Origin of the sequence: Nocardioides kribbensis (assembly GCF_015070375.1) — a bacterium.
GTDB lineage: Bacteria > Actinomycetota > Actinomycetes > Propionibacteriales > Nocardioidaceae > Nocardioides > Nocardioides kribbensis.
The window spans coordinates 1,094,464-1,120,159 of sequence record NZ_JADCLL010000001.1 but is presented as its reverse complement, the minus strand read 5'-3'; the positions used below and the strand labels follow the sequence as shown (position 1 = coordinate 1,120,159).

Genomic DNA, 25,696 nt, shown 5'->3' with positions numbered 1-25,696 from the left:
GCGGCTCACGACAGCGCCACCAGCAGCGCGGCGAGCGCCAGCTCGACGGCGGCGCCGAAGACGTCGCCGGTGACCCCGCCGAGGCGCCGGGTGGTGCGCCGCACGAGCAGGCCGACGACGGCCACGGCGGCGAGCGCGGCGACCGGGGCGCGCCACGCCTCGAGGCCGACCGCGGCGGCGACGGCGACGAGCGCGGCCGTGCCCAGGAGCCACGACACCGCCGCGGCGAGCGGCGCCACGGTGCCGGTGAAGCCCGACCCGAGCCCGTCGCCCCGCGCGCCGGGCACCCCGCGCAGGCAGGTCAGCACCAGGGCGCAGCGCGAGACCGCGACGGCGAGGCCGGCCAGCCACCAGCCGCCGTCGAGGCGCAGCAGCGAGGCGAGAGCGGCGACCTGGGCGAGGAGCACGACGACGGTGGCCACGACGCCGGCGGGGCCCGACGTGCCCGTGCGCATCACCGCCAGCGACCGCTCGCGGTCGTAGGAGGCGGTGAGGCCGTCGACGGTGTCCGACAGGCCGTCCCAGTGCAGGGCGCGGGTGCCCGCGGCGAGGACCCCCACGGCGACCACGGCCACCGCGAGCCGGTCGAGACCGGCCCCGGCGCCGGCCCAGCCGACGAGGGCCACCAGCAGCCCGAGCGGCGCCGCGGCCAGGGGCGCCAGCAGCATCGCGCGCGCGGCGGTGGAGCGGTCGACGTGGCCGGGCGGGGCGACGGGGATCGCGGTCAGCGTGCCGAGGGCCAGGCGCCAGGCGTCACGCACCGAGGGGCCCCGGATCGAGCCCCGGGGCGGGCACCAGGTCGGCCAGCTGCGCGACGTCGCGCAGCAGGGCCACCGCGCTGCGCAGCACCGGCACCGCCGCCACCGCGCCGCTGCCCTCGCCCAGGCGCAGCCCGAGGTCGAGCAGCGGCTCGAGGCCCAGGTGGGCCAGCGCCAGCGACTGGGCCGGCTCGGGGGAGCGGTGAGCGGCGACGAACCACGCGGCGGACCCCGGCGCGAGCCGCTCCGCGGTGAGCGCGCACGCCACCGACATCAGCCCGTCGAGCAGCACCGGCACGCCGCTGCGGGCGGCCTCGGTGAGCAGGCCGACGGTGGCGGCGAGGTCGGCGCTGCCGAGCGCGGTGAGGGTCTCGACGGGGTCGGCGACGCGGTCGCCGGCGCGGGCGAGCGCCTGGGCCACGACCTCGCGCTTGCGGGCCAGGCCGGCGTCGTCGACGCCGGTGCCGCGGCCGGTGACCTCGTCGGCGCCCAGCCCGAGGCCGGCGGCGACCAGGCAGGCGGCGGGGGTGGTGTTGCCGATGCCCATGTCGCCGGTGAGCAGGAGGTCGGCCCCGGCCGCGACCTCCTCGCGGGCCACGGCGCGCCCGGCCTCGAGGGCGGCGCGTGTCTGCTCGGGGGTGAGCGCGTCCTCGAGGTGGAGCGCCCCGCTGCCGCGGCGCACCTTGTGGGCGGTGAGCGCGGCGTGCACCTCGGGCGCGAGGCCGTCGAGGTCGTCGTCGACGCCGAGGTCGAGCACCCGCACGTGCACGCCGTGAGCGGCGGCCAGCGCCGAGACCCCGGCGCGTCCGGCGAGGAAGGTGCGGACCATGGCCCCGGTGATCGCGGGCGGGTACGCCGACACCCCGTGGCCGGCGACCCCGTGGTCGCCGGCCAGCACGACCAGCCGCACCCGCTCGAGCGGCCGCGGCGGCACGCAGTCCTGCGCCGCGGCCAGCCACACGCCGAGCTCGCCCAGGCGCCCGAGCGCACCCGCCGGCGTGGCCAGGCCGGCCAGCCGCTCGGCCGCGGCCGCGCGCGCGGCGGCCGACGGCGCGGCGGGGCCGGTCGGGCCGGTCACAGGCTGGCCGCCAGCTCGCGGCGGGCCCGCAGGGCGCTCTCCTGGCGGCCCAGCCGGTCGACGGCACCGGCCAGGCCGAGGACGAGCACGCCCCACAGGGCGAGCAGCGTGAGCAGCGACCCGCGGCGGAAGCTCCACAGCAGGTCGGCCGGCACGTCGCCCGCGGAGGCCGGGCCCGGCAGCAGGACGGCGGCGACCACGACGACCAGCAGGTAGAGGGCGGTGCCGACGAGCACGGCGGCGTACCCGCCCTGGGTCGGGAGCAGGCGACGGGCCACGAGCACGGCGAGCACGGCGGCGGCCACCGAGACGGCGACGAAGGTGAAGTAGAGCGCGGTGCGCGAACCGATGGTCTCCGCGCTGCCCACGCCCGGCGGGAGCGCGGGGTACTTCAGGAACGGCACGAGGGCCACCGACACGAAGCCGGCGCCGGCCACGAGCGCCGCGGTCGGCCCCGGTCGCAGCGGGCCGAGGCGGCCCACCGCGGCGGCCGCACCCAGGGCGAGCAGACCGCCGAGGGCCACGCCGACGGCGACCGAGCCGGTGAGCAGGCCCCAGGTGCGCTGGGTGCTGCGCGAGACGACCTCCTCCTCGGCGCCGTCGCCCGCGGTGGGTTCGTGGGTGTGCTCCGGCGTGCCGGCGGCGTGGTCGTGGCCGCCCTCGCGGGCGACGGCGGCCTCGACCGCGGGCTCACCGGCCCAGGTGGCGACGAGGAAGGCGGCGCAGCCTGCGAGCAGGCCGACGAGCAGGCCGCTGACCAGGAAGGCGCGCGGGGTCATCCGGGTGGTGGCTGGGGACATGAGGGCTCCGTTCGGGTGCCGGCGCCGGGGCGCACCTCAGCGGGCCCCGGCACCGAGGAGGTGAGGGGTGGTGGCGAGCAGGCCCGGACGGGCTCAGTGGCAGGGGTAGCCCAGCAGGTGGCGGCCGTCGTGCACGAACTCGTGCAGCGCGGTGCCGGAGAAGACCGAGACCGCGCCCTGGTCGGTGCTGACGAAGAACAGCACGAGGCTGCACAGCAGCCCGGAGAAGAGGGCCCAGGGGGCGAGCCGGCCGAGCGGGATCGCGGGGACCTCGACGGCCGGGGAGAGGCCCGGGGAGAGGGGAGCGGTGGGTGCAGACGACTGCGACATGTGTCCTCCTGAGGGATGGGTGCGTCCCTGACGAAGCGGATGGATGACGGACACTCGGGTCTGACTCCAGCTCGCCCGGACCGACCGTGGTCGACCGCGGAGGAGCTGTCACAGTAGCGCGACTGTGCCGGATTCCCACCGGCTTCCTCGTGCCCGCGGGCTCACCCTAGGCCATCGGGGCCCCGCGTGGGGGCCGTCCCGTCCCGGGCTCCGGGGCGGTCGCTAGCGTGGTGCCGTGGACCCCCGCGACCGCTCCCGCAGCACGCCCCGCAGCACTCCCGCCAGCACCGCCCGCCGCGACCCCACGGCCTGGCTGGTCGCGGGCATGGGCGTCGTGCTGCTGGTGCTCGCCGTGCTCCTGGCCGTGGTCGGCCCGATCGACGCCGTGCCGATCGGCACCGGCGTGATGGGGCTGCTCGGTGTCGGCGTCGGGTGGCGGCTGCACGTGCTCCAGTCGCGCCAGCGCTGAGCCCGCGGGCGGGTCAGGCCGGCTCGACCACGACGGCGCGGCCGGCGTAGTAGCGAGCGAGCACGTCGACGGGCAGCCGGGCGTGCTGGCTGTGGCCGGGCAGGCCCGAGGGGTTGGTGAGCCGCACCCCGTCGTCGTCGGCCGCCCACAGCGTCACGAGGTGGCCGCCGCGCGCGGGCGGCGGCTCGGGGGCGCGGCGGACGGCCGGGTGCACGGAGGCGATCGCGAGCGCGCCGGCGGCGACCTCGCGGGCCAGGTCGGCGGCGGGGAGGTCGACGGCCACCCGCGCCCCGATGCCCCACCGGGTGCGCAGCAGCTCGACGAGGGGTGCGTAGACCAGGCCGTGGACGCGCTCGGGGGTGAGGACGTAGCCGCCGACGTCGAGCAGGTCCTCGGCGGTCGGCACGAGCTCGAGCCGCTCGCCGCGGCGGTGCTCCACGAGCCCGGCCAGGGCCGCGACGCCGCACATGCGGTGGGCCCAGAACGCGTAGCCGGCCGGGCAGCAGGCGCCCGTGGTGGCCCAGGCGGGGTCGTCCTCGGCCCGCGCGCTGCCGTCGACCAGCCGGGGGATGAGGGCGGGCGTGGCGTACTGGCTGACGTGGGGGTAGGGCTCCCCGTCCCGGCGTCGCAGCCGGGTGTCGGGCTCGGGGGCCGCGGCGGGGTGGGGGCAGTCGCGGCGGCGGTGGAAGGCGATCACCGCTCCACCGCCGTGGGTGGTGTGGCGGGCGTGGCGAGCGCGGCGAGCAGCCGGTCGCTGACCGCGGGCGCGCGCACCGCGACCCGGACCCAGGTGTCGTCGAGGCCGGGGAAGGTGTCGGCCCGGCGCACGGCGATCCCGCGCTCGCGCAGCCGTCCGTGGGCGCCGTGGCCGGCGCGCACGAGCACGAAGGGGGCCGCGGAGGTCACGTGGTCGACGCCGAGGTCGGCCAGGCCGCGCTCGAGGTGCTCGCGGTGGGCGACGACCTCGCTGGCGCGTCGGGCGCCCTCGGCGACCGCGGCGGGGGTGGAGCAGGCGGTCATCGCGGCGGCGGCCGTGGTGGCGACCGACCAGGGCACCTGCCCGCGGCGCAGGGCGGCGACCGAGCGGCGCGAGGCCAGCAGGTAGCCCGCGCGCACGCCGGGGACGCCCCAGTGCTTGGTGAGGCTGCGCACGACCACCAGGCCCGGGGCGCGCAGCCCGGCCACCGACGCGGTCTCGCCGGGCACGGCGTCCATGAAGGCCTCGTCGACCAGCACCACCCGCCCCGGGCGCAGCAGGGCCTGCACGGCCTCGGCCGGGTGGAGGACCCCGGTGGGGTTGGTCGGGTTGCCCAGCACCACGAGGTCGGCGTCGTCGGGCACCGCGGCCGGGTCGAGCACGAACGGCTCCGGCAGCAGCACCGGCGTGACGTCGTGACCGGCCTGCTCCAGCGCCGCGTGGGGCTCGGTGAACTGCGGGTGCACCACCACCGGGCGGCGCCACGCGCGCCACCGCGCGACGAGGGAGAAGGCCTCGGCCGCGCCGGCGGTGGCCAGCACCTCCTCGGCCGGCCGGTCGTGGCGCCGGGCCAGCGCGGCCTCCGCCTCGGTGGGGCTGGGGTAGGCGCCCGAGGCGTCCACGGCGGCGTGGAGCGCCGTGTCGAGCCACGCCGGCCGGGGGCCGTCGTGGACGTTGACGGCCAGGTCGAGCAGCCCGCTGCCGCGCACCTCGGCGTCGCCGTGGTGGCGCAGCGGGTCGACGGGCGGGGCTTCGTCAGCCATGGGCCAGGTCACGGGCCCGGGCGTGCACCGCGTCGGCGAAGCGCTGGGCGAGGTGGGGGTGGCCGGCCCAGTGGGTGTGCAGGTAGGAGGCGTGCAGGCTGGCGGTGCCGAAGCCGACCGCCTCGCCGTCGACCTCCCAGGTGGCGGTGTCGCCCCTCACCGGCTCGACGTGGGTGCGGTGGAACTCGTGGCCGGTGACCTGCTCCCCGCGCCGGGTGAGCAGGCTGTCGCCGACCGCGGTCGCCACGGGGTAGCGCATGGTCAGTCGCGGCGTCATCTCCGCGGTGGCCGGCAGCGCCCCCACCATCGGCGCCCCGTCGAGGGTGTCGCAGAGGTAGAGCAGCCCCGCGCACTCCGCCACCGTCGGCACGCCGTCGAGCACGGCCGCGCGCAGGGCGGCGCGCAGCGCCTCGTTGCCGCCCAGCTCCCCGACGTGGACCTCGGGGAAGCCGCCGCCGAGGTAGACCCCCGCCGTGCCGGCGGGCAGCGCCGTGTCGTGCATCGGGTCGAAGCCCACCACCTCGCAGCCGGCCGCGCGCAGCAGCTCCTCGGTCTCGGCGTAGCGGAACGTGAAGGCCCGCCCGCCCGCGACGGCCACGACCGGGCGGCCGGCCCCCTCGGGGCGGCGTAGGACGGCCTCCGGCGCCCACGGGTCCTCGGCGAGGTCGGGCGCGGTGGCGGCGAGGGCGAGGACGGCCTCGAGGTCGACGTGGGCGGCGACGTGGTCGGCGAGGTGGTCCAGCGACTCCGCCGACAGGGCGCGCTCGTCGGCGGGCACGAGGCCGAGGTGGCGCGAGGGCGCGGAGACGCCGGCGTCGCGGGGGATGGTGCCGAGCACGGGCAGGTCGATGCTGGAGCGCACCTCGGCGGCGTGGCGCGGGGAGCCGGCCTGGTTGAGCACGACACCGGCCACGGTGACGGTGGGGTCCCAGGTGGCCATGCCGTGCACGACGGCGCCGATGGAGCGCGAGGAGCGCGAGATGTCGACGACGAGCACGACCGGGCTGCGGGTGAGGGCGGCGACGTGGGCGGTGGAGGAGAAGCCGCGGGTGCCGACCCGGCCGTCGTAGAGGCCCATGACGCCCTCGACGACGGCGACGTCGGCCTGCTCGGGGGTGCGGGCGCCGTGCAGCAGCAGCGGCACGACGAGGTCCTCGCCGACGAGGTGCGGGTCGAGGTTGCGGCCCGGTCGGCCGCAGGCGAGGGCGTGGTAGCCGGGGTCGATGTAGTCGGGGCCGACCTTGTGGCCGCTGACGACGTGACCGGCGCGGCGCAGCGCGGCCATCAGCCCGGTGGAGACCGTGGTCTTGCCCTGGCCGGTGGAGGGGGCGGCGACGACGACGCGGGGGAGCCGGGTCACCACTCGATCCCCTTCTGGCCCTTCTGGCCGCGGTCCATCTGGTGCTTGACCTTGGTCATCTCGGTGACCAGGTCGGCGGCCTCGACCAGCGCCGGGTGGGCGCGGCGGCCGGTGACCACGACGTACTGCCGCCCGGGCCGCTCGCGCAGGGTGGTGACGACGTCGTCGACGTCGACCCAGCCCCACTCCATGGGGTAGGTGAACTCGTCGAGCACGTAGAGGTCGTGGCGCTCCTCGGCCAGGCGCCGCTTGACCTCGGCCCAGCCCTCGGCGGCCTCGGTGGCGTGGTCGGCCTCCGAGCCCTCCTTGCGCGACCACGACCAGCCGGCGCCCATCTTGTGCCACTCCACCGGACCGCCCTCGCCGGTCTGGTCGTGCAGCTCGCCGAGGCGCTCGAGCACGGTCTGCTCCCCGATGCGCCACTTGGCCGACTTCACGAACTGGAAGACCCCGACGTCCCAGCCCTGGTTCCAGGCCCGGATCGCGAGCCCGAAGGCCGCGGTCGACTTCCCCTTGCCGTCGCCGGTGTGCACCATCAGCAGCGGCTGGGTGCGCCGCTGGGCCGTGGTCAGGCCGTCGTCGGGCACGGCCAGCGGCTGCCCCTTCGGCGCCATCAGGCGACCCGCTCGCGCACGGTGGCGGTGAGGGCGCCGGCGCTGACCTCGGCCAGCGGCACGTGCTCGGCGCCCAGGTGGGCCGCCAGGACGCCCCCGAGGCCCAGGCGCATGGGCCCGCTCTCGCAGTCGACGACCAGGGCGGCCTGGCCGGCGGCGGCGAGCGCGGCGGCGGCGCGTCGGGAGCGGGCGACGGCGTCGGTCCCGGCGGTGGCGCGGCCGTCGGTCACCACGACGAGCAGGGAGCGGCGGCGCGGGTCGCGCAGCCGCTCGGTGGCCAGGGTCCGGGCGGCCTCCTCGAGGCCCTCGGCGAGCGGGGTGCGCCCGCCGCCGGGCAGCACCTCGAGCCGGGCGGCGGCCACGTCGACCGAGCGGGTGGGCGGCAGGGTCAGCTCGGCGCCGGCCCCGCGGAAGGTGACCAGCCCGACCTTGTCGCGGCGCCGGTAGGCGTCGAGCAGCAGGCTGAGGATCGCGGCCTTGACCTGCTCCATGCGGCGCCGTGCGGCCATGGAGCCGGAGGCGTCGACGCAGAAGAGCACGAGGTTGGACTCCTGGCCCTCCCGCACCGCCACCCGCAGGTCGTCGGCGTCGAGCAGCAGCCGTCCGCCGGCGCCCGGCGCACGCCCGCGCAGCGCCTGGTGGGGCACGGCCGCGCGCACGGTCTCGGCGAGGTGGATCGCACCGGTGCGGCCCGGCCGCGCGCCGACGCGGCGTCCGGTGTCGGTCTCGGCCCGGCTGCGGCGTCCGCTCTCCCCGCGGCCGGTGCCGCGCACCGTGAACAGCCGCGCCCGGTACGTCGCGCCCGCCGCCACCGTCGTGCCCGCCCCCGCGGGGGACGGGGTCGGCTGCGGGGTCGGCTGCGGGGTCGGCTCCTCGGGCGCCTCCGCGGTCGGGTCCGGGCGGCCGGGGGTGTCGTCGGCCCCGCTCGCCGGCTCGGGCGGCTCGGCGGGTCCTGACTGCGACGGCGCCTCCGGCTGCTCGCCCGGCCCTCGGTCCGGCCCGCCCTCGGACCCCTCACCCGGTCCGTCGGGGTCGTCCTCGGGGCCCTCGTCGGGCTCGGGGCCGAGCACGTCGTCGAGGAGGTCCTCGTCGAGGCCGGGGGCGTCGAAGGGGTTGCGACGACGGCGGTGGGGGAGGGCGAGCCGGGCGGCGGCGCGCACGTCCTCGACGGTGACGCGGGTCCGGCCGTGCCAGGCGGCGTGGGCCACCGCGGTGCGGGCGGTGACGAGGTCGGCGCGCAGGCCGTCGACCTCGAAGGCCGCGCAGAGCTCGGCGACCTTGAGCAGCACGTCGTCGTCGAGCACGACGTCGGGCAGCAGGGCCTGGGCGGCCGCGACGCGGCGGGTGAGGTCGGCCTCGGCGCCGGCCCACCGCCGCGCGAAGGCCTCGGGGTCGGCGTCGTGGGCCATCCGGCGTCGCACGACCTCGACGCGCAGCGCCGGGTCGCGGGGGGCGGCCACCTCCACGGTGAGCCCGAAGCGGTCGAGCAGCTGCGGGCGCAGCTCGCCCTCCTCGGGGTTCATGGTGCCCACGAGCACGAAGCGGGCGGCGTGGGTCACCGAGACCCCGTCGCGCTCGACGGTGGCGCGGCCCGTGGCGGCGGCGTCGAGCAGCACGTCGACGAGGTGGTCGTGGAGCAGGTTGACCTCGTCGACGTAGAGGATGCCGCGGTGGGCGCGGGCGAGCAGGCCCGGCTCGTACTCCGCCGCGCCCTGCGCGAGCGCCTTCTCCAGGTGCAGCGAGCCGAGCACGCGGTCCTCGGTGGCGCCGACCGGCAGCTCGACGAGCCTGACCGGGCGCTGCTCGGTCGGGGCGTCGGGCCGCTCGGCGGGGTCGGTGGAGAAGGCGTCGCCCGCGACCACCTCGATCGGCGGCAGCACGCCGACGAGACCGCGCACGATCGTGGACTTGGCCGTGCCCTTCTCGCCGCGCACGAGGACGCCGCCGATCTCGGGCGAGATCGCGCTCAGCACGAGCGCGAGCGACATGTCGGCGGAGCCGACGACGGCAGAGAAGGGGTAGTGCTGTGGCATGAGAGGCTCCCGCTCGTCCGCCATCGGAAAGGAACCCCGAGGCCGGTCTTCGGACTCCCCGGGTCGACGCTCGCGCATCGCCCGGGTCACCGCAGCGGGCCTGTGCCGGACTCTCACCGGCTTCCCAGATTCTCCCGTCGGTCTCGCGACCTCGGGGCACCTCGGAGCTGTGGCGGTCACGATAGCGTCACGCAGCGTGCCCCCCGACCTGTCCCCCCTCGACGGCCCCCCGCACGCCTCCGAGCGGGGGGCGGCGCCGCGGCGCGTCGACGTCGTCGGCATCGGCGCCGACGGCTGGTCCTCGCTCGCCGAGGCCTCCCGCGCGCTGGTGGGCGAGGCGTCCGTGGTGCTCGGCAGCGCCCGGCAGCTGGCCCTCCTGCCCGCCGTCGAGGGCCAGCGTCGCCGGCCGTGGGGCCGACCCTTCGGCGCGTCGCTGCCCCTCACCCTGGCCGCCCACGCCGACGACGAGGTCGTGGTGCTCGCCTCCGGCGACCCCACCGTCTCGGGCATCGCCTCCACCCTGCGCGCCCTGGTGCCGCGCGAGCGGCTCGTCGTGCACCCGGCGGTGTCCTCGCTCGCGCTGGCCCGTGCCCGGCTGCACTGGTCCGACGAGGAGTGCGAGGCGCTCACCCTGGTCGGGCGCGACACCGACCGGCTGCGTCGCCACCTCGCGCCCGGGGTGCGCCTGCTCCTGCTGACCTCCGACGCCGGCACCCCCGCGACCGTGGCGGCCCTGCTCGTCGAGGAGGGGTACGCCGCGAGCGCCCTCACCGTGCTCGGCGACCTCGGCGCGGCCCACGAGTCGCGCCTGGAGGCCACCGCCGGCGGCTGGGCCGACGTCGCCGCCGCCGACGTGCCCGCCCTGCACGTGCTCGCCCTCGAGGTGCGCCCCACCGGCGGCGACGTGGCACCGACGGGCTCGTGGACCACCGGTCTGCCCGACGACGCCTTCGAGCACGACGGGCAGCTGACCAAGCGCGACCTGCGCGCGAGCGCCCTCTCCCGCCTGGCCCCCCGGCCCCACGAGGTGCTCTGGGACGTCGGCGCCGGCGCCGGCTCGATCGGCATCGAGTGGCTGCGCGCCCACCCCTCGCTCCAGGCCTGGGCCTTCGAGGCCGACCCCGGGCGCGCCGAGCGGGTGCGGCGCAACGCCCGCCGTCTCGGCGTGCCCCACCTGCAGGTGCGCGAGGGCCGGGCGCCCGCGGTGCTGGAGCGGCAGCCCAGCCCGCACGCCGTCTTCGTCGGCGGCGGCGCCACCGCGCCGGGCCTGCTCGAGCACTGCCGCGCCGCGCTGCGACCCGGTGGTCGGCTCGTGGTGCACGGCGTCACGCTCGAGACCGAGCAGCTGCTCGCCGCCGCCTACGCCGAGCACGGGGGCGAGCTGACCCGCCACGGTGTCGAGACCGCCGCCCCGATCGGCACCTTCACGGGCTGGACCCCCGCCCGCGCCGTCACCCAGTGGGCCTGGACCGCCCCGCCCGACCACCCGACCCGCTGGCCGGGCGACCCCGACTGGAGCACCCCGTGAGCCCCGAGCCCCCGCCCCCGACCGTCCGCTTCGTCGGGGCCGGCCCCGGCGCCGCCGACCTGCTGACCCTGCGCGCGGCGCGCATGCTGGCCGAGGCCGACGTGGTGCTCTACCCCGGCACCTACCTCGACGCCGAGGTGCTCGGCCACTGCCGCCCGCAGGCCCGCCTGGTCGACACCCAGGGCCTCGACCTCGACGCGATGGTCGAGGTGATGCGTGCGGCCCACGAGGCGGGGGAGCAGGTCGTGCGGCTCACCAGCGGCGACCCCTCGCTCTACTCCGCGCTCGCCGAGCAGACCCGCCGGCTCGACGCGGCCGGGGTCACCTGGGACGTCACCCCCGGCGTGCCCTCCTACGCCGCCGCGGCGGCCCTGGTCGGCCGCGAGCTCACCGTGCCCCTCGTGGCCCAGTCGGTGGTGCTCACCCGCGTGCAGGCCCGCTCCACCGCGATGCCGGAGGGGGAGTCGCTGGCCGCCTACGCCGCCACCGGCGCCACCCTGGCGCTGCACCTGGCCGTCGCCCGCACGCGCGAGACCATGGCCGAGCTCGCCGGCCACTACGGCGCCGACTGCCCCGTGGCCGTCGTCTTCCGGGCCAGCCAGCCCGGCGAGCTCGTCCTGCGCGGCACCGTCGCCGACATCGCCGAGCAGGTGGAGGCGGCCGGGCTGCGCCAGGCCGCGGTCATCCTCGTCGGTCGCGCCCTGGCCCGCGACACCGACGCCTCGGGTGAGTCGTGGCTCTACTCCGCCACCCGCCCCCGCTCCTGAGCCGACTCAGCCCTCGGCCCGGTCCGGCACCGAGCGGGAGGTCCACACCCGACCCGACGAGGTGACCCGGGTCTGGGCGCAGCCCACGATCAGCAGGCACTTCATGTCGATCGAGGCGGCGTCGAGCTCGGCCAGGGTCGTGACGCGCAGCGACTCCTCGGCGCGCCCCACGTCGCGCCCCACGACGACCACGGTGTCGGCGGGCAGCACCTCCAGCAGCGTCTTCTGGGCCCGCACCACCTGCTCGGTGCGCGAGCGTGACGCGGGGTTGTAGACCGCGAGCACCAGGTCGGCCTCGGCCACGGCGCGCAGCCGCCGCTCCACCACGGCCCAGGGCTTGAGCCGGTCCGACAGGCTCATCACCGCGAAGTCGCCGCCGATCGGCGCTCCCGCCCGCGCGGCCACGGCCTGCACGGCGCTGACCCCGGGCAGCACCCGCACCGGGACACCGGCCAGGTCCTCGCGCCCCTCGGCGCCCGCGGCCTCCGCGGCCTCGTGCACCGCGGTCGCCATGCCGAAGACCCCGGCGTCGCCGCCGGAGACCACCGCGACCCGCTCGCCGCGCGCGGCCAGCTCGAGGGCCAGGCGGGCCCGGTCGATCTCGACGCTGTTGCCCGACGCGTGGCGGGTCAGCCCGGCGCGCTGCGGCACGCGGTCGACGTAGGGCGCGTAGCCCACCACGTGGTCGACCTCGGCCAGCGCTGCGCTCACCTCGGCGGTCAGCCACCGGTCGGGGCCGGGCCCCAGCCCCACCACCAGCAGCTCCGCCGCCTCGGTGGCCGCCGGGACCCCTGCTGCGGCCGCCACGTCCGGCAGCCCGGTGTCGCGGGTGCGGCGTCCGTGGCGGCTGTCGCCGGCCACGACGACCAGCGAGAAGTACGGCACCGTCGCGGGATCGACGTCGGCCACCGGGAGCCAGCGCTGCGCGGGCATCGAGGCGCGCTCGACGTACATCGCGTGCTCCAGGCGCCCGGCCGCCGCCAGCGCGCGACGCACGGCGGGGAAGGTGCGGCCCAGCTTCATGATGATCGCGCCGTCGGTGTCGGCCAGGCGACGCGCCAGCTCCGGCTCGGGCAGCGTGCCGGGCAGCACCGTGAGCACGTCGGTCTGGCGCACCAGCGGCGAGGCCACGGCCGCGGCGGCCGCGGCGAAGGCCGGCACCCCCGGCACGACCTCGGTCTCGAAGCGCTCGGCCAGCCGGTCGTGCATGTACATGTAGGACCCGTAGAACAGCGGGTCGCCCTCGGAGAGCAGCACGACGTCGCGACCGGCCTCGAGGTGGGCGGCCAGGCGCTGCGCCGACTCCTCGTAGAACACCGCGAGCGCGCCGGTGTAGCCGCCCGGGTGCTCGGTGGCGCCGGTGGTCACGGGGTAGACCAGCACCTCCTCGACGACGCCGGGCCGCAGCAGGCCCGCCGCCGTACGCCGTGCGTTCGACTCCTTGCCGGGCCCGGCGTGGTAGGCCACGACGTCGGCGTCGCCGATGAGGCGCGCGGCCTTCAGCGTGAGCAGCTCGGGGTCGCCGGGCCCGACGCCGACGCCGTGGAAGCGGCCGGACGCCGGGCTGGTCACTCCGCCTCCTGGGCCAGGGCGTTGACGGCGGCCGAGGCCATCGCCGAGCCGCCACGGCGGCCCCGCACGGTCGCGAAGGGCACGTCGATCCCGTGGTCGGCGGCCAGCGAGGCCAGCGCCTGCTTCGACTCCGCGGCGCCGATGAAGCCCACCGGGCAGCCCACGACCGCGGCCGGTCGCGGGGCGCCGTCGATGAGCATCTCCATCAGGTGGAAGAGCGCGGTGGGGGCGTTGCCGATCGCGACGACCGCGCCCTCGAGGTGGGGCTCCCACAGCGACACCGCGGCCGCGCTGCGGGTGGTGCCCCAGTCGTGGGCCAGGGCGGGCACCCGCTCGTCGGTGAGGAAGCAGCGGACCTCGTTGCCGGCCGGCAGCCGGCCCGCCGTGATGCCCATGGCCACCATGCGGGCGTCGGTGAGGATCGGGGCGCCGGCGGCCAGCGCCTCGCGCCCGGCGCGGCCGAGGTCGGGGTGGAGCACGAGGTCGGCGGCCAGGTCGACCTGGCCGCTGGCGTGGATCATCCGCACCGCGACCTTCTCGGCCTCCTCGGGCACGCCCGACAGGTCGGCCTCGCGGCGGATGGTGGCGAAGGAGTCGAGGTAGATCTCCGGGCCGAGGGCGACGTAGGGGTAGTGGCGGCCGGGCCGGCGCAGCAGCGTGGTCATCGCGTGGTCTCCTGGGCGGGGGCGGGGGCGGGGGCGGGGGCGAGGTCGGGCACGAGCACGCCGCGCCACGGGGTGACCACGAGGTCGGTGCCCGTGCGGCACAGCGCGCGGGCCAGGGCGGGGTCGAGGCGGCCCTCGGGGGCGAGCACGTGGGTGCCGCCCGGCACACGGCCGGCCGGCAGGGGGTCGGCGGTGACCAGCGCGGCCGGGTCGGGGTCGGTCGGGCGCGCGAGCGGGTGGGCGAGCGGCACGCCGAGACCGGCCAGCTCGTCGACGTGCCACGGGGCGTCGGGTCCCCCGCCGCGCAGGCGCAGGAAGTCGCGGGCGAGGTCGAGCACGGCCTGCGGCGCCCGGGGCAGGTCGACCACCGCGCCCCAGCCCCGGGCGCCGACGCGCAGCTGGGCCCGGGTGGCGTCGAGGGCGACCAGGCCGAGGTCGGTGGGCGCCTCGTGCAGGTCGCCGCGACCGTCGTCGAGGGTCAGCAGGAAGCGCCCCGGCAGCGCGGTGAGGTCGTCGTCGGCGCGCAGCAGGGTGTCGAGCAGGGCGGCCACGGGCCGCAGGTCGGCGCGCCCGCCGGCCAGGCCCGACTGCGGCGAGACCATGACGTTGCGCACCAGGTCGTGGCTCGGCGCCGGCACCAGCCCGGTCGCGGCGAGGGCCTCGGCGACGGGGGGCGTGAGGCGGTCGCCGTCGTGGGGCAGCGCCCGCAGCTGCAGGTTGGCGCGAGCGGTGAGGTGCACGTCGCCGTCGCCCCAGCGCTGGGCGACCTCGCTGAGCCGCAGCAGGGCGGGCGCCGGCAGCGCGCCGCCCACCAGGCGCAGGCGCACCAGGGCGCCGTCGTCGGCCAGCCACGGGCGGGTCACCCCCGGGCAGCGGTCGCGCCGCCGGCGCGCGGTGGGGAGGGTCGGGTCGGGCATGGAGGTCACTCCGGAGGCCGGGGCTCGTGCGCGAAGCCCGTCACGACCTCACGGCGGCTGCCGCAAGGGCCAGCAGGTCTTCGGACTCGGGATCACCCGGCGCGGGACACCTTCCCGGACTCTCGTCCAGTGGCCTGTCGTGAGACAGAGGTCCCGCCCGTCACCCATACCGCTGCGCGTCAGTCCCGGACTCTCACCGGGTTCCCTGACCTCCGGGCCCGCCTCGCGGCGCACCCGGGGGTCGACTGGCGCTGCGCACGTTACCAACGACCGCTCCCGCGCGCGCCCCACGTCCGCGTCGGGCGGGTGGCAGGATGCGCCCGTGACCGAGTGCGAGTCCGAGCCCGTCGCCACCGACGTCGCCCGGCCCGACCCGCGCGACCCGCGCGACCCGGGCCGGCGCGACCCGCGGGGCCCAGCCCTCGCGGCCACCGCGGCCCTGCTGCTCGTCCTGGCTGTGGTGGCCGGGGCGGTGCTCGCGCTGAGCCACGCCGACGGCTACCGCTGGTCGCAGGCCGCCCTCGTGCCCGCCGACGGCCGCCCCCACGTCGTCGAGCTCGCCGACGACGGCCCCGCGCTGGTGTGGACCTACGACGCCGAGGTCGTCCCGGCCTGCACGGTCCGCGACACCGGGGGCGGCGCCGCGCTCGAGCCCGGCCCCGTCGACGGCGCCCACCGCCGCGAGGGCGGCAGCGCGGGCGACTGGGTCGCCACCTCGAGCATCCGGCCGGCGTCGTCGTCGGTCGAGGTCACCTGCGAGCGCGCCGCCGCGCCCGTCGCGGTCGAGTCGGCCCCCGCGCTGCCTCCGCCGCTCGCCGGCCTCGGCGCGTGGGTCGCCCTCCCGCTCGGCCTGGGTCTGGCCGGCCTCGCCCTCGCGGGCGGCGCGGCGCTGCTCGGCGTACGCCGGGGGCGCGGGGTCGCGCGCTGAGTCCTCAGCGCACGACCACCCGCCCGACGTCGTCGGTCGCGGTGCGCGCGAGGAAGCGGCGGGCGGCGGCCTCCTGGCCGTCGGCGACGTCGACTTCAAGGTCGGGGCCCCGGCCCGAGACGTCGGCGCCGAGCAGGTCGAAGCGCTCGGCGACGGCCAGCACCGCGGCCTCGCGGGCGGCGACCCGCTCGGCCGAGCCGTCGACGGCCTCGCGCCGGAGCACGAGGTCGCCGGAGGAGACGGTGACCGACTCGAGGTCGTCGAGGAGCAGGTAGCGGTCGGCGACCGAGACGACCTCGGCGAAGGACACCGGCGCCAGCCCGACCTGCACGAGCGGGAGGTCGGGGTAGTCCTGCAGCAGGTAGGACGTCACCACCGGGTCGGCCTGGGCGCGCACCAGGTCCTCCACCTCGCGCAGCGACACCTCCACCCCCTCGCCCGAGGCCAGCGAGGCGCCCGTGGCCCCCTCCAGGGTGACCGACACCGACACGACGTCGCCGGCCTCGACCTGGTCGTCGTAGGCGTCGAAGAGGGCCATGACCTCCTCGGCCGTGGCGTCGGCGCGCATCACCGCGCGCACGTGGTGGCTGGCTGCGGAGAGGGGCCCGGCGCCGTCGTCGGCGGCGTCGGGCTCGACCACGACGTCGACCACGCTCGGGGAGCGCTCGCCGCGCGCGGCGAGGTCGTCGGCCGACGCCGCGCACCCGGTGAGCGCACCCGTCAGCAGGCCGATGAGCCCGACGACGGGGGTCGCGGTGGACGCGGCGGAGGGCCTCATGCCCCCAGCATCCCCGGGCGCACCAGCCCGGTCAGGCCCCGAGCCGCTCCCAGCGCCCCTCGGAGACGACCCTGACCTCGCCGTCGTCGACCACGAGGGCCGAGTCGTCGTCGAGGGCGTAGGAGGGGTGGTCGAGGCCCGCGGCCCAGCTGCGGGCCGCGGCCAGGGTGTTCTCCGGCATCTGCGGGTGGTCGAGGTGGGGGAAGATCGACACGTCGACCCAGCCGAGGGTGCGGTCGTCCTCGGCGCCGGCCCACTCCACGAAGTCGGCCCCGATCCGCGGCGTCGCCACCATGCTCCCGGCGCTCGTGCCCACCCAGACCAGCGCGGGCATCGTCGCGAGCACGTCGAGCAGGCCCGAGGCCCGCAGCCAGTGCGCCAGGTACGTCGCGTCGCCGCCGTCGACCAGCAGCACGTCGGTGCCGCGCACCCACGGCTCCCAGCGCTCGGGGCCGATGCTGGGCAGCGCGGTGAGCTCGAGCAGCCCGACCGAGGCCCAGGGCAGGGACACGCCCGACTGGTCGTGCGGCGCCGCACCGACCACGGCCCCGCGCACCGAGCCGGGCCCGCACATCGGGTGGCCCCACTGGGCGGTCGGCACCAGGAGGGCGCGGCACTCCTCGACCGGCCGGGGCAGCAGGTCGACGAGGGCGGCCTCGATCGCGGCGTTGGTGACGCCGCCGGAGGTGAGCAGGAGCTTCACGAGGTGCCTCCAGGGCGGGTGGGGGAGCCGGGCACAGGAGCAGACCGACGGTGCCACCCCGACTCATCGGTGCCGGACGCGGCGCCGGAGGTGACGCCGGACGCAGCGAGCCCCCGACCTGGGGACCAGGTCGGGGGCTCGGTGTCGGGGTGAGTAACGGGACTTGAACCCGCGACATCTGCCACCACAAGGCAGCGCTCTACCAGCTGAGCTATACCCACCATGCGCGCGCCGGACGGAGCCGGAACCGCGCGATGAAGTGTAGGGGACTCAGCTCCCGGAGGTGGAATCGAGGCCCGTGATCGACCCGCCGTGGGTGGCGGCGATGGCGCGGGCCGCGGCGCTGTCGGGCCCGGGCTGGGGCACGAAGACCGCCTCGCGGTAGTAGCGCAGCTCCTCGATGCTCTCCTGGATGTCGGCCAGGGCGCGGTGGTTGCCGCGCTTCTCGGGGGCGGCGTAGTAGGCCCGGGGGTACCAGCGCCGGGCCAGCTCCTTGATCGAGGAGACGTCGATGATCCGGTAGTGCAGGAAGGCCTCGAGCTCGGGCATGTCGCGGGCCAGGAAGGCGCGGTCGGTGCCCACGGTGTTGCCGGCCAGCGGCGGTCGGCTGCCGTCGCCGCAGTGCTCGCGCACGTAGGCCAGGACGGCGGCCTCGGCGTCGGCCATGGTCAGCCCGGCGTCGAGCTCGGTGAGCAGCCCCGACTTCTCGTGCATGTCGCGCACGAAGTCGCCCATCTGCTCCAGCGCGGCGGCCGGCGGGCGCACGACGAGGTCGACGCCCTCGCCGAGCACGTTGAGGTCGAAGTCGGTCACGAGGGCCGCCACCTCGATCAGGGCGTCGGCGCCGAGGTCGAGCCCGGTCATCTCGCAGTCGATCCAGACCAGTCGATCATTCATGGCGCGCACCCTACGCGCCGAGGCGCTCGGCCCGACTCAGCGACGGCTCAGGTCGGGCCCCTAGAGTTCTGGACGCCAGCCGTCGACCCGCACCGCCGAGGAAACCCCATGGCCAAGAAGCCCAGTCAGCAGGAGCGCTCGCAGCGCGCCGCCGCCGCCCTCGAGGACCAGAAGCGCGCGGAGCGCCGCCGCACGATCCGCAGCATCACGCTGGTCGTGTTCGCGCTCGTCGTCGTGGTCGGGATCGCCTTCGGGGTCCAGAGCCTGCGGGGCGGGGGAGAGGTCACCGCCTCCCCGGCCGGCCAGAGCGAGTACGGCGTCACCATCGGCGAGGAGGACGCCCCCCACCAGGTCGTCATCTACGAGGACTTCCTCTGCCCCTTCTGCGGCCAGCTCGAGGCCGGCACCGGCGAGGAGCTCCAGCAGCTCGCCGACGACGGGTCGGTGCTGGTGGAGTACCGCCCCTTCAACCTGCTGAGCCGGATCGGCGACTACTCCGAGCGCGCCACCAGCGCCTTCGCCGTCGTGCTCGAGGAGAGCGGCCCGGAGACCGCCAAGGAGTTCCACGACCTGCTCTACGCCAACCAGCCCTCCGAGGAGGGCCCCTTCCCCGACAACCAGGCGCTGCTCGACCTGGCCGTCGAGGCCGGCGCCGAGGAGTCGGCGGTCAGCGACGGCATCCTCGGCGAGTCGATGGTCGACTGGGTCGAGGCCGCCACCACCGCCGCCCAGGACGCCGGCGTGCAGGGCACCCCGACGGTGCTCCTCGACGGTGAGCAGATCTCCGGCGACCCCGAGCAGATCCTCGACCAGATCAACGAGACCGTGGGGTGAGCGACTCCTCCACGACGGGGCTCGGCCCCCGTCCCGACCTGCGCGCCTTCGTCGCCGGGCTGCCCAAGGCCGAGCTGCACGTGCACCACGTCGGCTCGGCCAGCCCCGCCATCGTCAGCGAGCTGGCCGAGCGCCACCCCGGCACCGTGCCGAGCGACCCCGACGCGCTGCGCGACTTCTTCGCCTTCCGCGACTTCGCCCACTTCATCGAGGTCTACCTCGCGGTGGTCGACCTCGTGCGCACCCCCGAGGACATCCGCTTCCTCACCTACGAGATCGCGCGCGAGATGGCCACCACGCAGTCCCTGCGCTACGCCGAGCTGACCTGCACCCCCTACACCTCGGTGCAGGCGCTGCGGGGCGAGCCCCACGTCGCGATCGGGGCCTTCAACGAGGCCATCGAGGACGCCCGCGTCGCCGCCGAGCGCGACTTCGGGATCGTGCTCCGCTGGATCTACGACATCCCCGGCGAGGCCGGCCTGCCCGCGGCCGACCTGACCCTGGACCTCGCGCTGCGCCACCCCACCGACGGGCTGGTCGGCTTCGGGCTCGGCGGTCCGGAGATCGGCGTGCCGCGCCCGCAGTTCGAGCCCCACTTCGCCGCCGCGCGCGCCGCGGGCCTCCACAGCGTGCCCCACGCCGGCGAGACCACCGGGCCGCAGACGGTCTGGGACGCGCTGCGCCTGCTGGGGGCCGAGCGCATCGGCCACGGCACCTCCGCGGCCCAGGACCCCGCCCTGCTGGCCCACTTGGCCGAGACCGGGGTGCCGCTGGAGGTCTGCCCGTCGTCGAACGTCGCCACCCGCGCCGTCGCCACCCTGGCCGACCACCCGCTGCGCGCCTTCCGCGACGCCGGGGTGGTGGTGACGATCAACTCCGACGACCCGCCGATGTTCGGCACGACGCTCAACCGCGAGTACGAGATCGCCGCCGACCTGCTCGACCTCGACGAGGCCGGGGTCAAGGACCTCGCCCGCGCCGGCGTGCGCGCGTCGTTCGCCGACGACGCCACCCGGGCGCGCGTGCTCGCCGAGATCGACGCCTACGCCGGACCGGCGTCCTCGGCCTGACCCTCGACCGGCACCTCGGCCGGAGTCTCGACGTAGTGCTCGACCGGCCCGCGGAAGTGGGCCAGGACCCGCTCGGGCAGGGTGGAGAGCTGGCTGACGTGGCTCTGCAGCGCCCGGGCCTTCGTCGCGACGAGGTCGGGGTCGAGGTCGAGGCGCACCATCTGCTCCCAGGGCGCGTCCTGGGGGCCGCGGGTGGGCCACAGCGACACGGGGTACTCCAGCAGCCGCGCGCCGCTGCGCTGCGCCGCCACGGCCGCGGCACGCCCGGCGGCCTCGTGGTCGGGGTGCCCGTCGTGGCGCCACGGCGCGGCCAGCAGGGTGCTGGACCCGTCGCCCACCAGGCCGGCGAGGCTCGCGGCGACGGCCTGCTCCTGGGCGGCGACCTCGCCGTCGGCGGCGCCGAGGAACACCAGGGGGGCCTCGGGCGCGAGACGGGCCAGGGCGTTCTCCATCTCGGCCAGCCGGGTGGTCGCCAGCGCGTGGCGCGTCATGAGCTGCGAGGGGCGGTGGCTGGCCTCGCCGGCGGTGAGCAGCACGACGTAGACGGGGACGCCCTGGCGGTGGGCCGTGGCCATGAGGCCCGCGGCCCCGAGGCTCTCGTCGTCGGGGTGGGCGCTGACGACGACCAGCCGGGTGCAGGCCCGCTCGCCGTGGCTCAGCCGCAGCAGCGGCACGGCGCCGTAGCGGGGATGGGCCTGCCAGTCGGCGACCGACGAGGTGGCCGGGGCGTCGCCGGCACGGTCGCCGGCGCTCGACGGGTGCGCGCGCTCCCCGTCCCGGTCCGACGTCATCGTCACCGACAGAACCTAGATTCCGGCGGCCCGTGGGCACTTCCTCCCGCCGGGTGAATACTGTCGTGCCATGAGCAACCCGGCCGGCCCCGTGCGCGTCGCGGTCGTCAACGACTACGAGATCGTCGTCGCCGGCGTCGCCGCGCTGCTCGCGCCGTACCGCTCGCGCGTCGACGTGGTGGAGCTCGACATCGGCGTCGGCGTGGTCGGCGACGTCGACGTGGTGCTCTACGACACCTTCGGCCAGGTGCAGGGCGACGGGATCGAGCTGGAGGACCTCGTCGCCGACGGCTCGCCCAAGGTCGTGGTCTTCAGCTGGAACGTGCAGGCCGACCTCGTCGAGCGCACGATCGCCCGCGGGGCGTCGGGCTACCTGTCCAAGCAGTCCGACGCGCGCGACATCGTCGAGGCCATCACCCGGGTCTGCGCCGGGGAGACCGTGCGACCCGGTGAGGTCGAGGACCTCGACGAGCACGACCGCGGCGCGTGGCCGGGTCGCGACCACGGCCTGTCGGCGCGCGAGGCCGAGGTGATCGCGCTGATCACCCAGGGCCTGTCCAACCAGGAGATCGCCGACCGGTCCTACCTCAGCATCAACTCGGTGAAGACCTACATCCGCACCGGCTACCGCAAGATCGGGGTCTCCCGCCGGGCCCAGGCGGTGGCGTGGGGCATGCAGCACGGCTTCTCGCCCGACCACGCCCGGGTGCTCCGCTGACCTCACCCGATCGGGTGAGGACTGCAGGGGCGTCGTGCTTTACGCCACGGCGTCTGTATACATTCGACGGCGTGAGTCCCTCCGCACCCGTCGTCGCGACGCTCGTCGACGACTTCCACGTCGTCCTGCCGGGCGTGCGTGCGCTGCTCGAGCCCTACCGCTCGCGGGTGGTGCTGGTGGAGCTCGGTGACGCGCTGGTGGAGCCGCGGGCGGTCGACGTCATCCTCTACGAGCCGGTGCGGCTCTCGCAGAGCAGCCACTCGATGCTCCGCTCGCTCGCCGCCTCCTCGGGCGCGCGCCCGGTCGTCTACACCTGGCGCGAGCACAGCGCCCAGGGCGCGCCCGCCGGGCCCGTCGTCGGCCGGCTCTCCAAGTCGCTCACCGGCGCCCAGCTCGTGGCCGGCATCGAGGCGGTCCACCGCCACGTCGGCCCCCCGCCGGGCCCCCGCCCCACCGTCGACCGGGCGGCCCACGCCGCCGTCGTCGCCCGCGGCGGCGCCGCCGACAACGGCCTCACCCCGCGCGAGGCGCAGATCCTGGCCCTCATCACCCAGGGCTACACCAACGTCGAGATCGGCAAGCGGCTCTACCTGTCGATCAACTCGGTGAAGACCTACGTGCGCGGCGCCTACCGCAAGATCGACGTCGAGCGCCGCACCCAGGCCGTCGCCTGGGGCCTGCAGCACGGCCTCGGCGACGCCGAGATGGTCCGCCAGCCCACGGGCACGCGCGCCTCCTGACCTGCCGCCCCGGCGCTCGGCGGTGAGACCGGTCCAGACCACCTCGACCGGACGATGGCCGGGACGCCCGCGCGTCTGCCTAGCCTGAGCCGATGGACCCCTTCGCCCACGCCGGTGCGCTGGCCGACGCCTACCGCGCGGTCGACTGGTCGCGCTCGCCCGTCGGGGACCCGTCCACGTGGAGCCCGACCCTGCTCCAGGCCCTCGAGACGGCGTGGAGCAGCCGCTTCCCGATCACGCTGATCTGGGGCCCGGAGCTGGTGCTGCTCTACAACGAGGCCTACGTCGCCCTCATCGGCGACAAGCACCCCGCCGCCCTGGGCGAGCGGACCCGCACGGTGTTCCCGGAGGCGTGGGACGGCATCGCGCCGCTGCTCGAGCAGGCGACGCGGGGCGAGGCCACGTGGAGCGCCGACGCCCTCATCCCGCTCGTGCGCCACGGCCACCTCGAGGACTGCTACTTCACCTTCTCCTACTCGCCGGTCCGCTCCGCGGCCGGTGTCATCGAGGGGGTCGTCGACATCTCGGTGGAGACGACCCGCCAGGTCGTCGACGCCCGGCGCCTGGCCCTGCTCTCCGAGCTCGGCATCGCCCTGAGCGGCTCCGCCTCGGCGACCCAGGTCGCGCAGCGCGCCGCCGAGGTGCTCGCCGGCGACCCCGCCGACCTGCCCGCGCTCGCGCTGCGGCTGCCGCGCTCGACCCCCGCCGCGGAGGCCGTGGACGAGGCCGGCGCCGGCGCGCCCGTGCTCCCGGCCGCCCCCTCCGCGCCGTGGGACGGCGACCGTCCGCTGCTGGAGCCGGTCGACGGGGGAGTGCTCGCCTGGCTGCCGGTGCGGGTCACCGGCGCGCGCAGCGAGCGGGGCGGCCACCTCGTCGTACGCCTCCCCCCGGCGCTGGCCGCCGACCCCGACCACCTCGCCTTCCTGGCCCTCGTGGCGCGCGCGGTCGAGCGCGCCCTCGACGCCGTCGCCGTCCTCGAGGCCGAGCGTCGGGCGGTGGCCGACGAGCGCCGTCTCTCCGAGGTGCTCCAGCACAGCCTGCTGACCCCGCCCGCCCAGCCCGCGGGCGTGGCGGTGGCCGTGCGCTACGAGCCCGCGGGCGAGCAGGCCAGCATCGGCGGGGACTGGTACGACGCGTTCGTGCTGCCCGACGGCGACCTGGTGGTCGCGATCGGCGACGTCGCCGGCCACGACCGCGACGCCGCGGCCCTCATGGGGCAGGCGCGCAACCTGCTGCGCGGGATCGCCTACGCCACGCGGGCCGCGGCGTCGCGGGTGCTGTCGCTGCTCGACGAGGCGCTCGAGGGGCTCGGCCTCGACACCACCGCGACCGCCGTCGTCGCGCGGCTCGGGCCCCCCGTCGACCACGACGGCGTGCAGGGCCGCTCCCTGCGCTGGTCCAACGCCGGACATCCGCCGCCGCTGCTGCTCGGCGCCGACGGCCGGGTGCGGCTGCTGGACCACCGCAGCGACCTGCTGCTCGGCCTCGACCCGGCCGCCGCGCGTGCCGACCACGAGGTGCTGCTCGCGCCGGGCGACACGCTGGTCATGTGCACCGACGGCCTCGTCGAGCACCGACACCAGCCGCTCGACGTCGGTCTGGGACGCCTCGCCGACCTCCTGCACGGCCAGCAGGACCTCGACGTGGAGACCCTCTGCGACCGGTTGGTGGCCGGGTCGGAGCGCCACACCGAGGACGACGTGGTCGTGCTGGTGGTGCGGGTGCAGGCCGGTCAGGGCAGCGAGAGCGCCGCGGTGCGCCGGGTGACGTCGAGGCCGACCGGGTCCTCGCCGTCGGCGTAGGCCCTCACCCCGCGGCTCCACACCCGCAGCCGCACCTGGTCGACGTCGGCCCCGTCGGCCGCGCGCGCCAGGCACCGCACGGGGAGCCGGAAGCCGATCGTGTCGGCGGCCAGGTCGACGGTGACGGCGTCGCCCGTGCAGTCGGCGGCGGCGTCGCCGGCCACGAGCGTGGCGATGGGGCCCTCGGCGGAGGGGGTGCGGGTGATGACGTAGGCGATGTCGGAGGGGGCGACCCCGGAGACCAGCACGCTGAGGTACTGCCTGTAGCGGCGCCCGCCGGGGTGCACCAGCGTGCGCAGGTCCTCGAAGCGCACGCGCCCGACGAGGGCCCGCGGCTGCTCGGCGGCCCGGAAGCCCACGCGGCGCACGTCGACGCTGGGGCGCAGCACGGTGTCGTCGGCGGCGGTCTGGGCGAGGTCGCCGGCCGGGTCCTGCCGCGACACGGAGGTGGGCTGCGGCGCCAGCGCGCCGACCGGGGGCGCCACGAGGCCGGCGAGCACCGCGGTGAGGAGCACAGGGACGAGCACGGCGGGGGGAGTGCGCAGCACCGTGGCCTCCGAGAGGGGTGGGTCGGGTCCGTGGACGGGGCGCCCCCGGCAGGACTCGAACCTGCGACCGGCGGATTAGAAGGCCGCTGCTCTATCCAGCTGAGCTACGGAGGCGTGGACCGGCCCGGGCCGGTCGGGCGTCAGTATGCCGCACCGGCGCGGCCACCCGGTCGCGACCGGGTCAGGGCACGACGACGATCTTGCCGACGTGGCCGCGCTCGGCCAGATGGGCCTGCGCGAGGGCCAGGTCCTCGAGGGCGAAGGTCTCGGCGACGACGGGTCGCACCAGGCCGCGCCGGGCGATGTCGACCAGGGCCGCGAAGACCCGCCGCGTGTGCATGGTCGAGCCGACCAGGGACAGGTCGGCCAGGTAGAGCCGGCGTACGTCGAGCCCGACGGCCCAGCCGTCGAGGGAGCCCGCCACGACCCACCGGCCGCCGCGGCGCAGCAGGTCGAGGCCCTCGGCGAGGAAGGGCCCGGCGACCACGTCGACCGCGGCGTCGTAGCCCTCGGGGGCGGCGGCCGCGGCGTCGGCGAGCACCTCCCCGCGCCCCCGGTCGACGACCACGTCGGCTCCGGCGGCGCGGACGGCCTGGGCCTTGCTGCCGCTGCACACCGCGACGACGCGCGCGCCGCGGGCGCGGCCCAGCTGCACCGCCGCGAGCCCGACCCCGCCGGAGGCGCCGGTGACCAGCACGGTGTGACCCTCGCCGACCCCGCCCCGCTCGAGCATGCCCAGGGCCGTGCCGTAGGCGATCGGCAGCGCGGCGAGCTCCACGTCGGACAGGGGCGAGTCGTCGACCCGGTGCGCGCACGCGGCGGGCACCACGACGTGCTCGGCGAAGCCCCCGTCGCGCTCGCTGCCCAGCACGTCGACCACGGCGGCGTCGGGGCCCGGGTCGGCGTAGAGGGCGGGGTCGACCAGCACCCGTGCGCCCACGAGGTCGGGGGCGGTGCCGCTGCCGACCGCGACGACCGTGCCGGTCACGTCGGCGCCCTGCACGCGCGGGAAGTCGAGCGGGCCCAGCCAGCCGCCGCGGGCGTCGGGGTCCTCGGCCGAGGCGGCGTAGGAGCCCTCACGGGTCCAGAGGTCGGTGTTGTTGCACCCGGCCGCCGCGACCCGGACCAGCACGTCGTCGGGGCCGGGTCGCGGCAGCTCGACCTCACGCAGCTCGATCGCGTCGAGGCCGCCGTGGTGGGTGATCACGGCGGCCCGCATCGAGGGGACGTCCGGCGAGGTCACGGGGCGGCCCGCC

27 protein-coding genes, 2 tRNA genes and 2 riboswitches are annotated in these 25,696 nt (G+C 77.1%); of the genes, 9 read left to right on the top strand and 20 right to left on the bottom strand.

The genetic code is table 11. The features are described 5' to 3' along the window. Positions 1–5 precede the first annotated feature (5 nt). The 4 genes from IR170_RS05115 to IR170_RS05100 all read right to left on the bottom strand — a co-directional run bounded on the left by IR170_RS05115 (position 6) and on the right by IR170_RS05100 (position 2,966). Positions 6–761 (bottom strand): adenosylcobinamide-GDP ribazoletransferase, encoded by a 756-nt coding sequence (locus tag IR170_RS05115; protein ID WP_193661410.1) that lies wholly within the window; start codon positions 759–761, stop codon positions 6–8. Next, positions 754–1,836, bottom strand: coding sequence for a nicotinate-nucleotide--dimethylbenzimidazole phosphoribosyltransferase (gene cobT, locus IR170_RS05110; RefSeq protein WP_193661409.1), 1,083 nt, complete (start codon positions 1,834–1,836; stop codon positions 754–756). The genes IR170_RS05115 and cobT overlap by 8 nt, the downstream gene beginning before the upstream one ends. Then, complete coding sequence (locus IR170_RS05105) at positions 1,833–2,636, bottom strand: CbtA family protein (RefSeq protein ID WP_227488414.1); 804 nt, start codon at positions 2,634–2,636, stop codon at positions 1,833–1,835. The genes cobT and IR170_RS05105 overlap by 4 nt, the downstream gene beginning before the upstream one ends. A gap of 93 nt (positions 2,637–2,729) precedes the next feature. Then, the gene (locus IR170_RS05100) at positions 2,730–2,966 is read right to left on the bottom strand and encodes a CbtB domain-containing protein (protein WP_193661408.1); all 237 of its coding nucleotides are present in this window, start codon (positions 2,964–2,966) and stop codon (positions 2,730–2,732) included. A 235-nt stretch (positions 2,967–3,201) separates the two neighbouring features. Here IR170_RS05100 and IR170_RS05095 point away from each other — a divergent pair, with 235 nt between their 5' ends. Further along, positions 3,202–3,435, top strand: a complete 234-nt coding sequence (locus IR170_RS05095) for a hypothetical protein (RefSeq protein ID WP_193661407.1) — start codon at positions 3,202–3,204, stop codon at positions 3,433–3,435. A gap of 13 nt (positions 3,436–3,448) precedes the next feature. Here IR170_RS05095 and IR170_RS05090 read toward each other — a convergent pair whose 3' ends face one another. The 5 genes from IR170_RS05090 to IR170_RS05075 are packed head-to-tail and all read right to left on the bottom strand — an operon-like array spanning position 3,449 to position 9,182. Next, on the bottom strand, positions 3,449–4,132 hold the full coding sequence (locus IR170_RS05090) for a hypothetical protein (protein WP_193661406.1): 684 nt from the start codon (positions 4,130–4,132) through the stop codon (positions 3,449–3,451). Continuing rightward, the gene (cobC, locus tag IR170_RS19325) at positions 4,129–5,175 is read right to left on the bottom strand and encodes an Rv2231c family pyridoxal phosphate-dependent protein CobC (RefSeq protein ID WP_227488413.1); all 1,047 of its coding nucleotides are present in this window, start codon (positions 5,173–5,175) and stop codon (positions 4,129–4,131) included. Before cobC ends, IR170_RS05090 begins: the two co-directional genes overlap by 4 nt. Continuing rightward, the gene (locus IR170_RS19320; protein ID WP_319804911.1) at positions 5,168–6,535 is read right to left on the bottom strand and encodes a cobyrinate a,c-diamide synthase; all 1,368 of its coding nucleotides are present in this window, start codon (positions 6,533–6,535) and stop codon (positions 5,168–5,170) included. Before IR170_RS19320 ends, cobC begins: the two co-directional genes overlap by 8 nt. Next, positions 6,532–7,149 (bottom strand): cob(I)yrinic acid a,c-diamide adenosyltransferase, encoded by a 618-nt coding sequence (cobO, locus tag IR170_RS05080; RefSeq protein ID WP_193661405.1) that lies wholly within the window; start codon positions 7,147–7,149, stop codon positions 6,532–6,534. Before cobO ends, IR170_RS19320 begins: the two co-directional genes overlap by 4 nt. Continuing rightward, positions 7,149–9,182 carry a VWA domain-containing protein gene (locus tag IR170_RS05075; RefSeq protein ID WP_193661404.1) on the bottom strand — a complete coding sequence of 678 codons (2,034 nt, stop codon included), beginning with the start codon at positions 9,180–9,182 and terminating at the stop codon, positions 7,149–7,151. Before IR170_RS05075 ends, cobO begins: the two co-directional genes overlap by 1 nt. Before the next feature lie 23 nt (positions 9,183–9,205). Next, a riboswitch (cobalamin riboswitch) is annotated at positions 9,206–9,351 on the bottom strand. Between the two features lie 27 nt (positions 9,352–9,378). On the opposite strand from IR170_RS05075, the gene cbiE reads away from it, so the two are divergent. Next, positions 9,379–10,710 carry a precorrin-6y C5,15-methyltransferase (decarboxylating) subunit CbiE gene (gene cbiE / locus IR170_RS05070; RefSeq protein ID WP_319804910.1) on the top strand — a complete coding sequence of 444 codons (1,332 nt, stop codon included), beginning with the start codon at positions 9,379–9,381 and terminating at the stop codon, positions 10,708–10,710. Beyond that, a complete protein-coding gene (cobM, locus tag IR170_RS05065; protein ID WP_193661403.1) occupies positions 10,707–11,477 on the top strand; it encodes a precorrin-4 C(11)-methyltransferase in 771 nt (256 codons plus the stop codon). The genes cbiE and cobM overlap by 4 nt, the downstream gene beginning before the upstream one ends. Positions 11,478–11,483: 6 nt before the next feature. Here the strand turns inward: cobM and IR170_RS20210 are convergent, their stop codons facing one another. Genes IR170_RS20210 through IR170_RS05050 form a run of 3 tightly spaced genes read right to left on the bottom strand, consistent with a single transcriptional unit; the run spans position 11,484 to position 14,631 of the window. After that, complete coding sequence (locus IR170_RS20210; protein ID WP_193661402.1) at positions 11,484–13,049, bottom strand: precorrin-2 C(20)-methyltransferase; 1,566 nt, start codon at positions 13,047–13,049, stop codon at positions 11,484–11,486. Next, positions 13,046–13,714: a precorrin-8X methylmutase gene (locus tag IR170_RS05055; protein WP_056903584.1), complete on the bottom strand. Its 669-nt coding sequence runs from the start codon at positions 13,712–13,714 to the stop codon at positions 13,046–13,048. Before IR170_RS05055 ends, IR170_RS20210 begins: the two co-directional genes overlap by 4 nt. Beyond that, positions 13,711–14,631 (bottom strand): nitrite reductase, encoded by a 921-nt coding sequence (locus IR170_RS05050; protein WP_193661401.1) that lies wholly within the window; start codon positions 14,629–14,631, stop codon positions 13,711–13,713. The genes IR170_RS05055 and IR170_RS05050 overlap by 4 nt, the downstream gene beginning before the upstream one ends. A gap of 74 nt (positions 14,632–14,705) precedes the next feature. Next, positions 14,706–14,838, bottom strand: a riboswitch (cobalamin riboswitch). A gap of 115 nt (positions 14,839–14,953) precedes the next feature. Here IR170_RS05050 and IR170_RS05045 point away from each other — a divergent pair. Next, positions 14,954–15,559 carry a hypothetical protein gene (locus tag IR170_RS05045; RefSeq protein ID WP_193661400.1) on the top strand — a complete coding sequence of 202 codons (606 nt, stop codon included), beginning with the start codon at positions 14,954–14,956 and terminating at the stop codon, positions 15,557–15,559. Positions 15,560–15,563: 4 nt separating this feature from the next. On the opposite strand, the gene IR170_RS05040 is transcribed toward IR170_RS05045, so the two are convergent. The 4 genes from IR170_RS05040 to orn form a co-directional block, all read right to left on the bottom strand. Beyond that, positions 15,564–16,337: a hypothetical protein gene (locus IR170_RS05040; RefSeq protein ID WP_193661399.1), complete on the bottom strand. Its 774-nt coding sequence runs from the start codon at positions 16,335–16,337 to the stop codon at positions 15,564–15,566. Positions 16,338–16,368: 31 nt separating this feature from the next. Continuing rightward, complete coding sequence (locus tag IR170_RS05035; protein ID WP_193661398.1) at positions 16,369–17,040, bottom strand: Type 1 glutamine amidotransferase-like domain-containing protein; 672 nt, start codon at positions 17,038–17,040, stop codon at positions 16,369–16,371. A 148-nt stretch (positions 17,041–17,188) separates the two neighbouring features. Then, positions 17,189–17,261, bottom strand: a tRNA-His gene (locus tag IR170_RS05030). A 49-nt stretch (positions 17,262–17,310) separates the two neighbouring features. Continuing rightward, a complete protein-coding gene (gene orn / locus IR170_RS05025) occupies positions 17,311–17,937 on the bottom strand; it encodes an oligoribonuclease (RefSeq protein WP_056863712.1) in 627 nt (208 codons plus the stop codon). A 108-nt stretch (positions 17,938–18,045) separates the two neighbouring features. Here orn and IR170_RS05020 point away from each other — a divergent pair, with 108 nt between their 5' ends. Next, entirely contained in the window at positions 18,046–18,771 is a 726-nt protein-coding gene (locus IR170_RS05020) for a DsbA family protein (protein WP_056863713.1), read from the top strand. Then, on the top strand, positions 18,768–19,841 hold the full coding sequence (locus IR170_RS05015; protein WP_056903589.1) for an adenosine deaminase: 1,074 nt from the start codon (positions 18,768–18,770) through the stop codon (positions 19,839–19,841). Before IR170_RS05020 ends, IR170_RS05015 begins: the two co-directional genes overlap by 4 nt. On the opposite strand, the gene IR170_RS05010 is transcribed toward IR170_RS05015, so the two are convergent. After that, a complete protein-coding gene (locus IR170_RS05010; protein WP_227488717.1) occupies positions 19,814–20,632 on the bottom strand; it encodes a PIG-L deacetylase family protein in 819 nt (272 codons plus the stop codon). The two genes, IR170_RS05015 and IR170_RS05010, sit on opposite strands and share 28 nt — an antisense overlap. Positions 20,633–20,702: 70 nt before the next feature. Here IR170_RS05010 and IR170_RS05005 point away from each other — a divergent pair, with 70 nt between their 5' ends. The 3 genes from IR170_RS05005 (at position 20,703) to IR170_RS04995 (ending at position 23,892) form a co-directional block, all read left to right on the top strand. Continuing rightward, complete coding sequence (locus IR170_RS05005) at positions 20,703–21,350, top strand: response regulator transcription factor (RefSeq protein ID WP_193661396.1); 648 nt, start codon at positions 20,703–20,705, stop codon at positions 21,348–21,350. Positions 21,351–21,421: 71 nt separating this feature from the next. Beyond that, positions 21,422–22,090: a helix-turn-helix transcriptional regulator gene (locus IR170_RS05000; RefSeq protein ID WP_193661395.1), complete on the top strand. Its 669-nt coding sequence runs from the start codon at positions 21,422–21,424 to the stop codon at positions 22,088–22,090. Between the two features lie 92 nt (positions 22,091–22,182). Then, entirely contained in the window at positions 22,183–23,892 is a 1,710-nt protein-coding gene (locus IR170_RS04995; protein ID WP_193661394.1) for a SpoIIE family protein phosphatase, read from the top strand. Here IR170_RS04995 and IR170_RS04990 read toward each other — a convergent pair. The 3 genes from IR170_RS04990 to IR170_RS04980 all read right to left on the bottom strand — a co-directional run bounded on the left by IR170_RS04990 (position 23,823) and on the right by IR170_RS04980 (position 25,683). After that, positions 23,823–24,440, bottom strand: coding sequence for a hypothetical protein (locus IR170_RS04990; protein WP_193661393.1), 618 nt, complete (start codon positions 24,438–24,440; stop codon positions 23,823–23,825). The genes IR170_RS04995 and IR170_RS04990 overlap by 70 nt on opposite strands. A gap of 40 nt (positions 24,441–24,480) precedes the next feature. Further along, positions 24,481–24,554: transfer RNA gene (locus IR170_RS04985), tRNA-Arg, on the bottom strand. Positions 24,555–24,621: 67 nt separating this feature from the next. After that, complete coding sequence (locus IR170_RS04980) at positions 24,622–25,683, bottom strand: zinc-binding dehydrogenase (protein WP_319804909.1); 1,062 nt, start codon at positions 25,681–25,683, stop codon at positions 24,622–24,624. Positions 25,684–25,696: the final 13 nt, after the last annotated feature.

Bases quoted from the DNA above. Each gene is read 5' to 3' on its own strand.
- IR170_RS05105 (WP_227488414.1), bottom strand. From the start codon at position 2,636: ATGTCCCCAGCCACCACCCGGATGACCCCGCGCGCCTTCCTGGTCAGC.
- IR170_RS05100 (WP_193661408.1), bottom strand. From the start codon at position 2,966: ATGTCGCAGTCGTCTGCACCCACCGCTCCCCTCTCCCCGGGCCTCTCC.
- cobC (WP_227488413.1), bottom strand. From the start codon at position 5,175: ATGGCTGACGAAGCCCCGCCCGTCGACCCGCTGCGCCACCACGGCGAC.
- cobO (WP_193661405.1), bottom strand. From the start codon at position 7,149: ATGGCGCCGAAGGGGCAGCCGCTGGCCGTGCCCGACGACGGCCTGACC.
- IR170_RS05075 (WP_193661404.1), bottom strand. From the start codon at position 9,182: ATGCCACAGCACTACCCCTTCTCTGCCGTCGTCGGCTCCGCCGACATG.
- IR170_RS05055 (WP_056903584.1), bottom strand. From the start codon at position 13,714: ATGACCACGCTGCTGCGCCGGCCCGGCCGCCACTACCCCTACGTCGCC.
- IR170_RS05050 (WP_193661401.1), bottom strand. From the start codon at position 14,631: ATGCCCGACCCGACCCTCCCCACCGCGCGCCGGCGGCGCGACCGCTGC.
- IR170_RS05040 (WP_193661399.1), bottom strand. From the start codon at position 16,337: ATGAGGCCCTCCGCCGCGTCCACCGCGACCCCCGTCGTCGGGCTCATC.
- orn (WP_056863712.1), bottom strand. From the start codon at position 17,937: ATGAATGATCGACTGGTCTGGATCGACTGCGAGATGACCGGGCTCGAC.
- IR170_RS05020 (WP_056863713.1), top strand. From the start codon at position 18,046: ATGGCCAAGAAGCCCAGTCAGCAGGAGCGCTCGCAGCGCGCCGCCGCC.
- IR170_RS05010 (WP_227488717.1), bottom strand. From the start codon at position 20,632: ATGACGTCGGACCGGGACGGGGAGCGCGCGCACCCGTCGAGCGCCGGC.
- IR170_RS05005 (WP_193661396.1), top strand. From the start codon at position 20,703: ATGAGCAACCCGGCCGGCCCCGTGCGCGTCGCGGTCGTCAACGACTAC.
- IR170_RS04995 (WP_193661394.1), top strand. From the start codon at position 22,183: ATGGACCCCTTCGCCCACGCCGGTGCGCTGGCCGACGCCTACCGCGCG.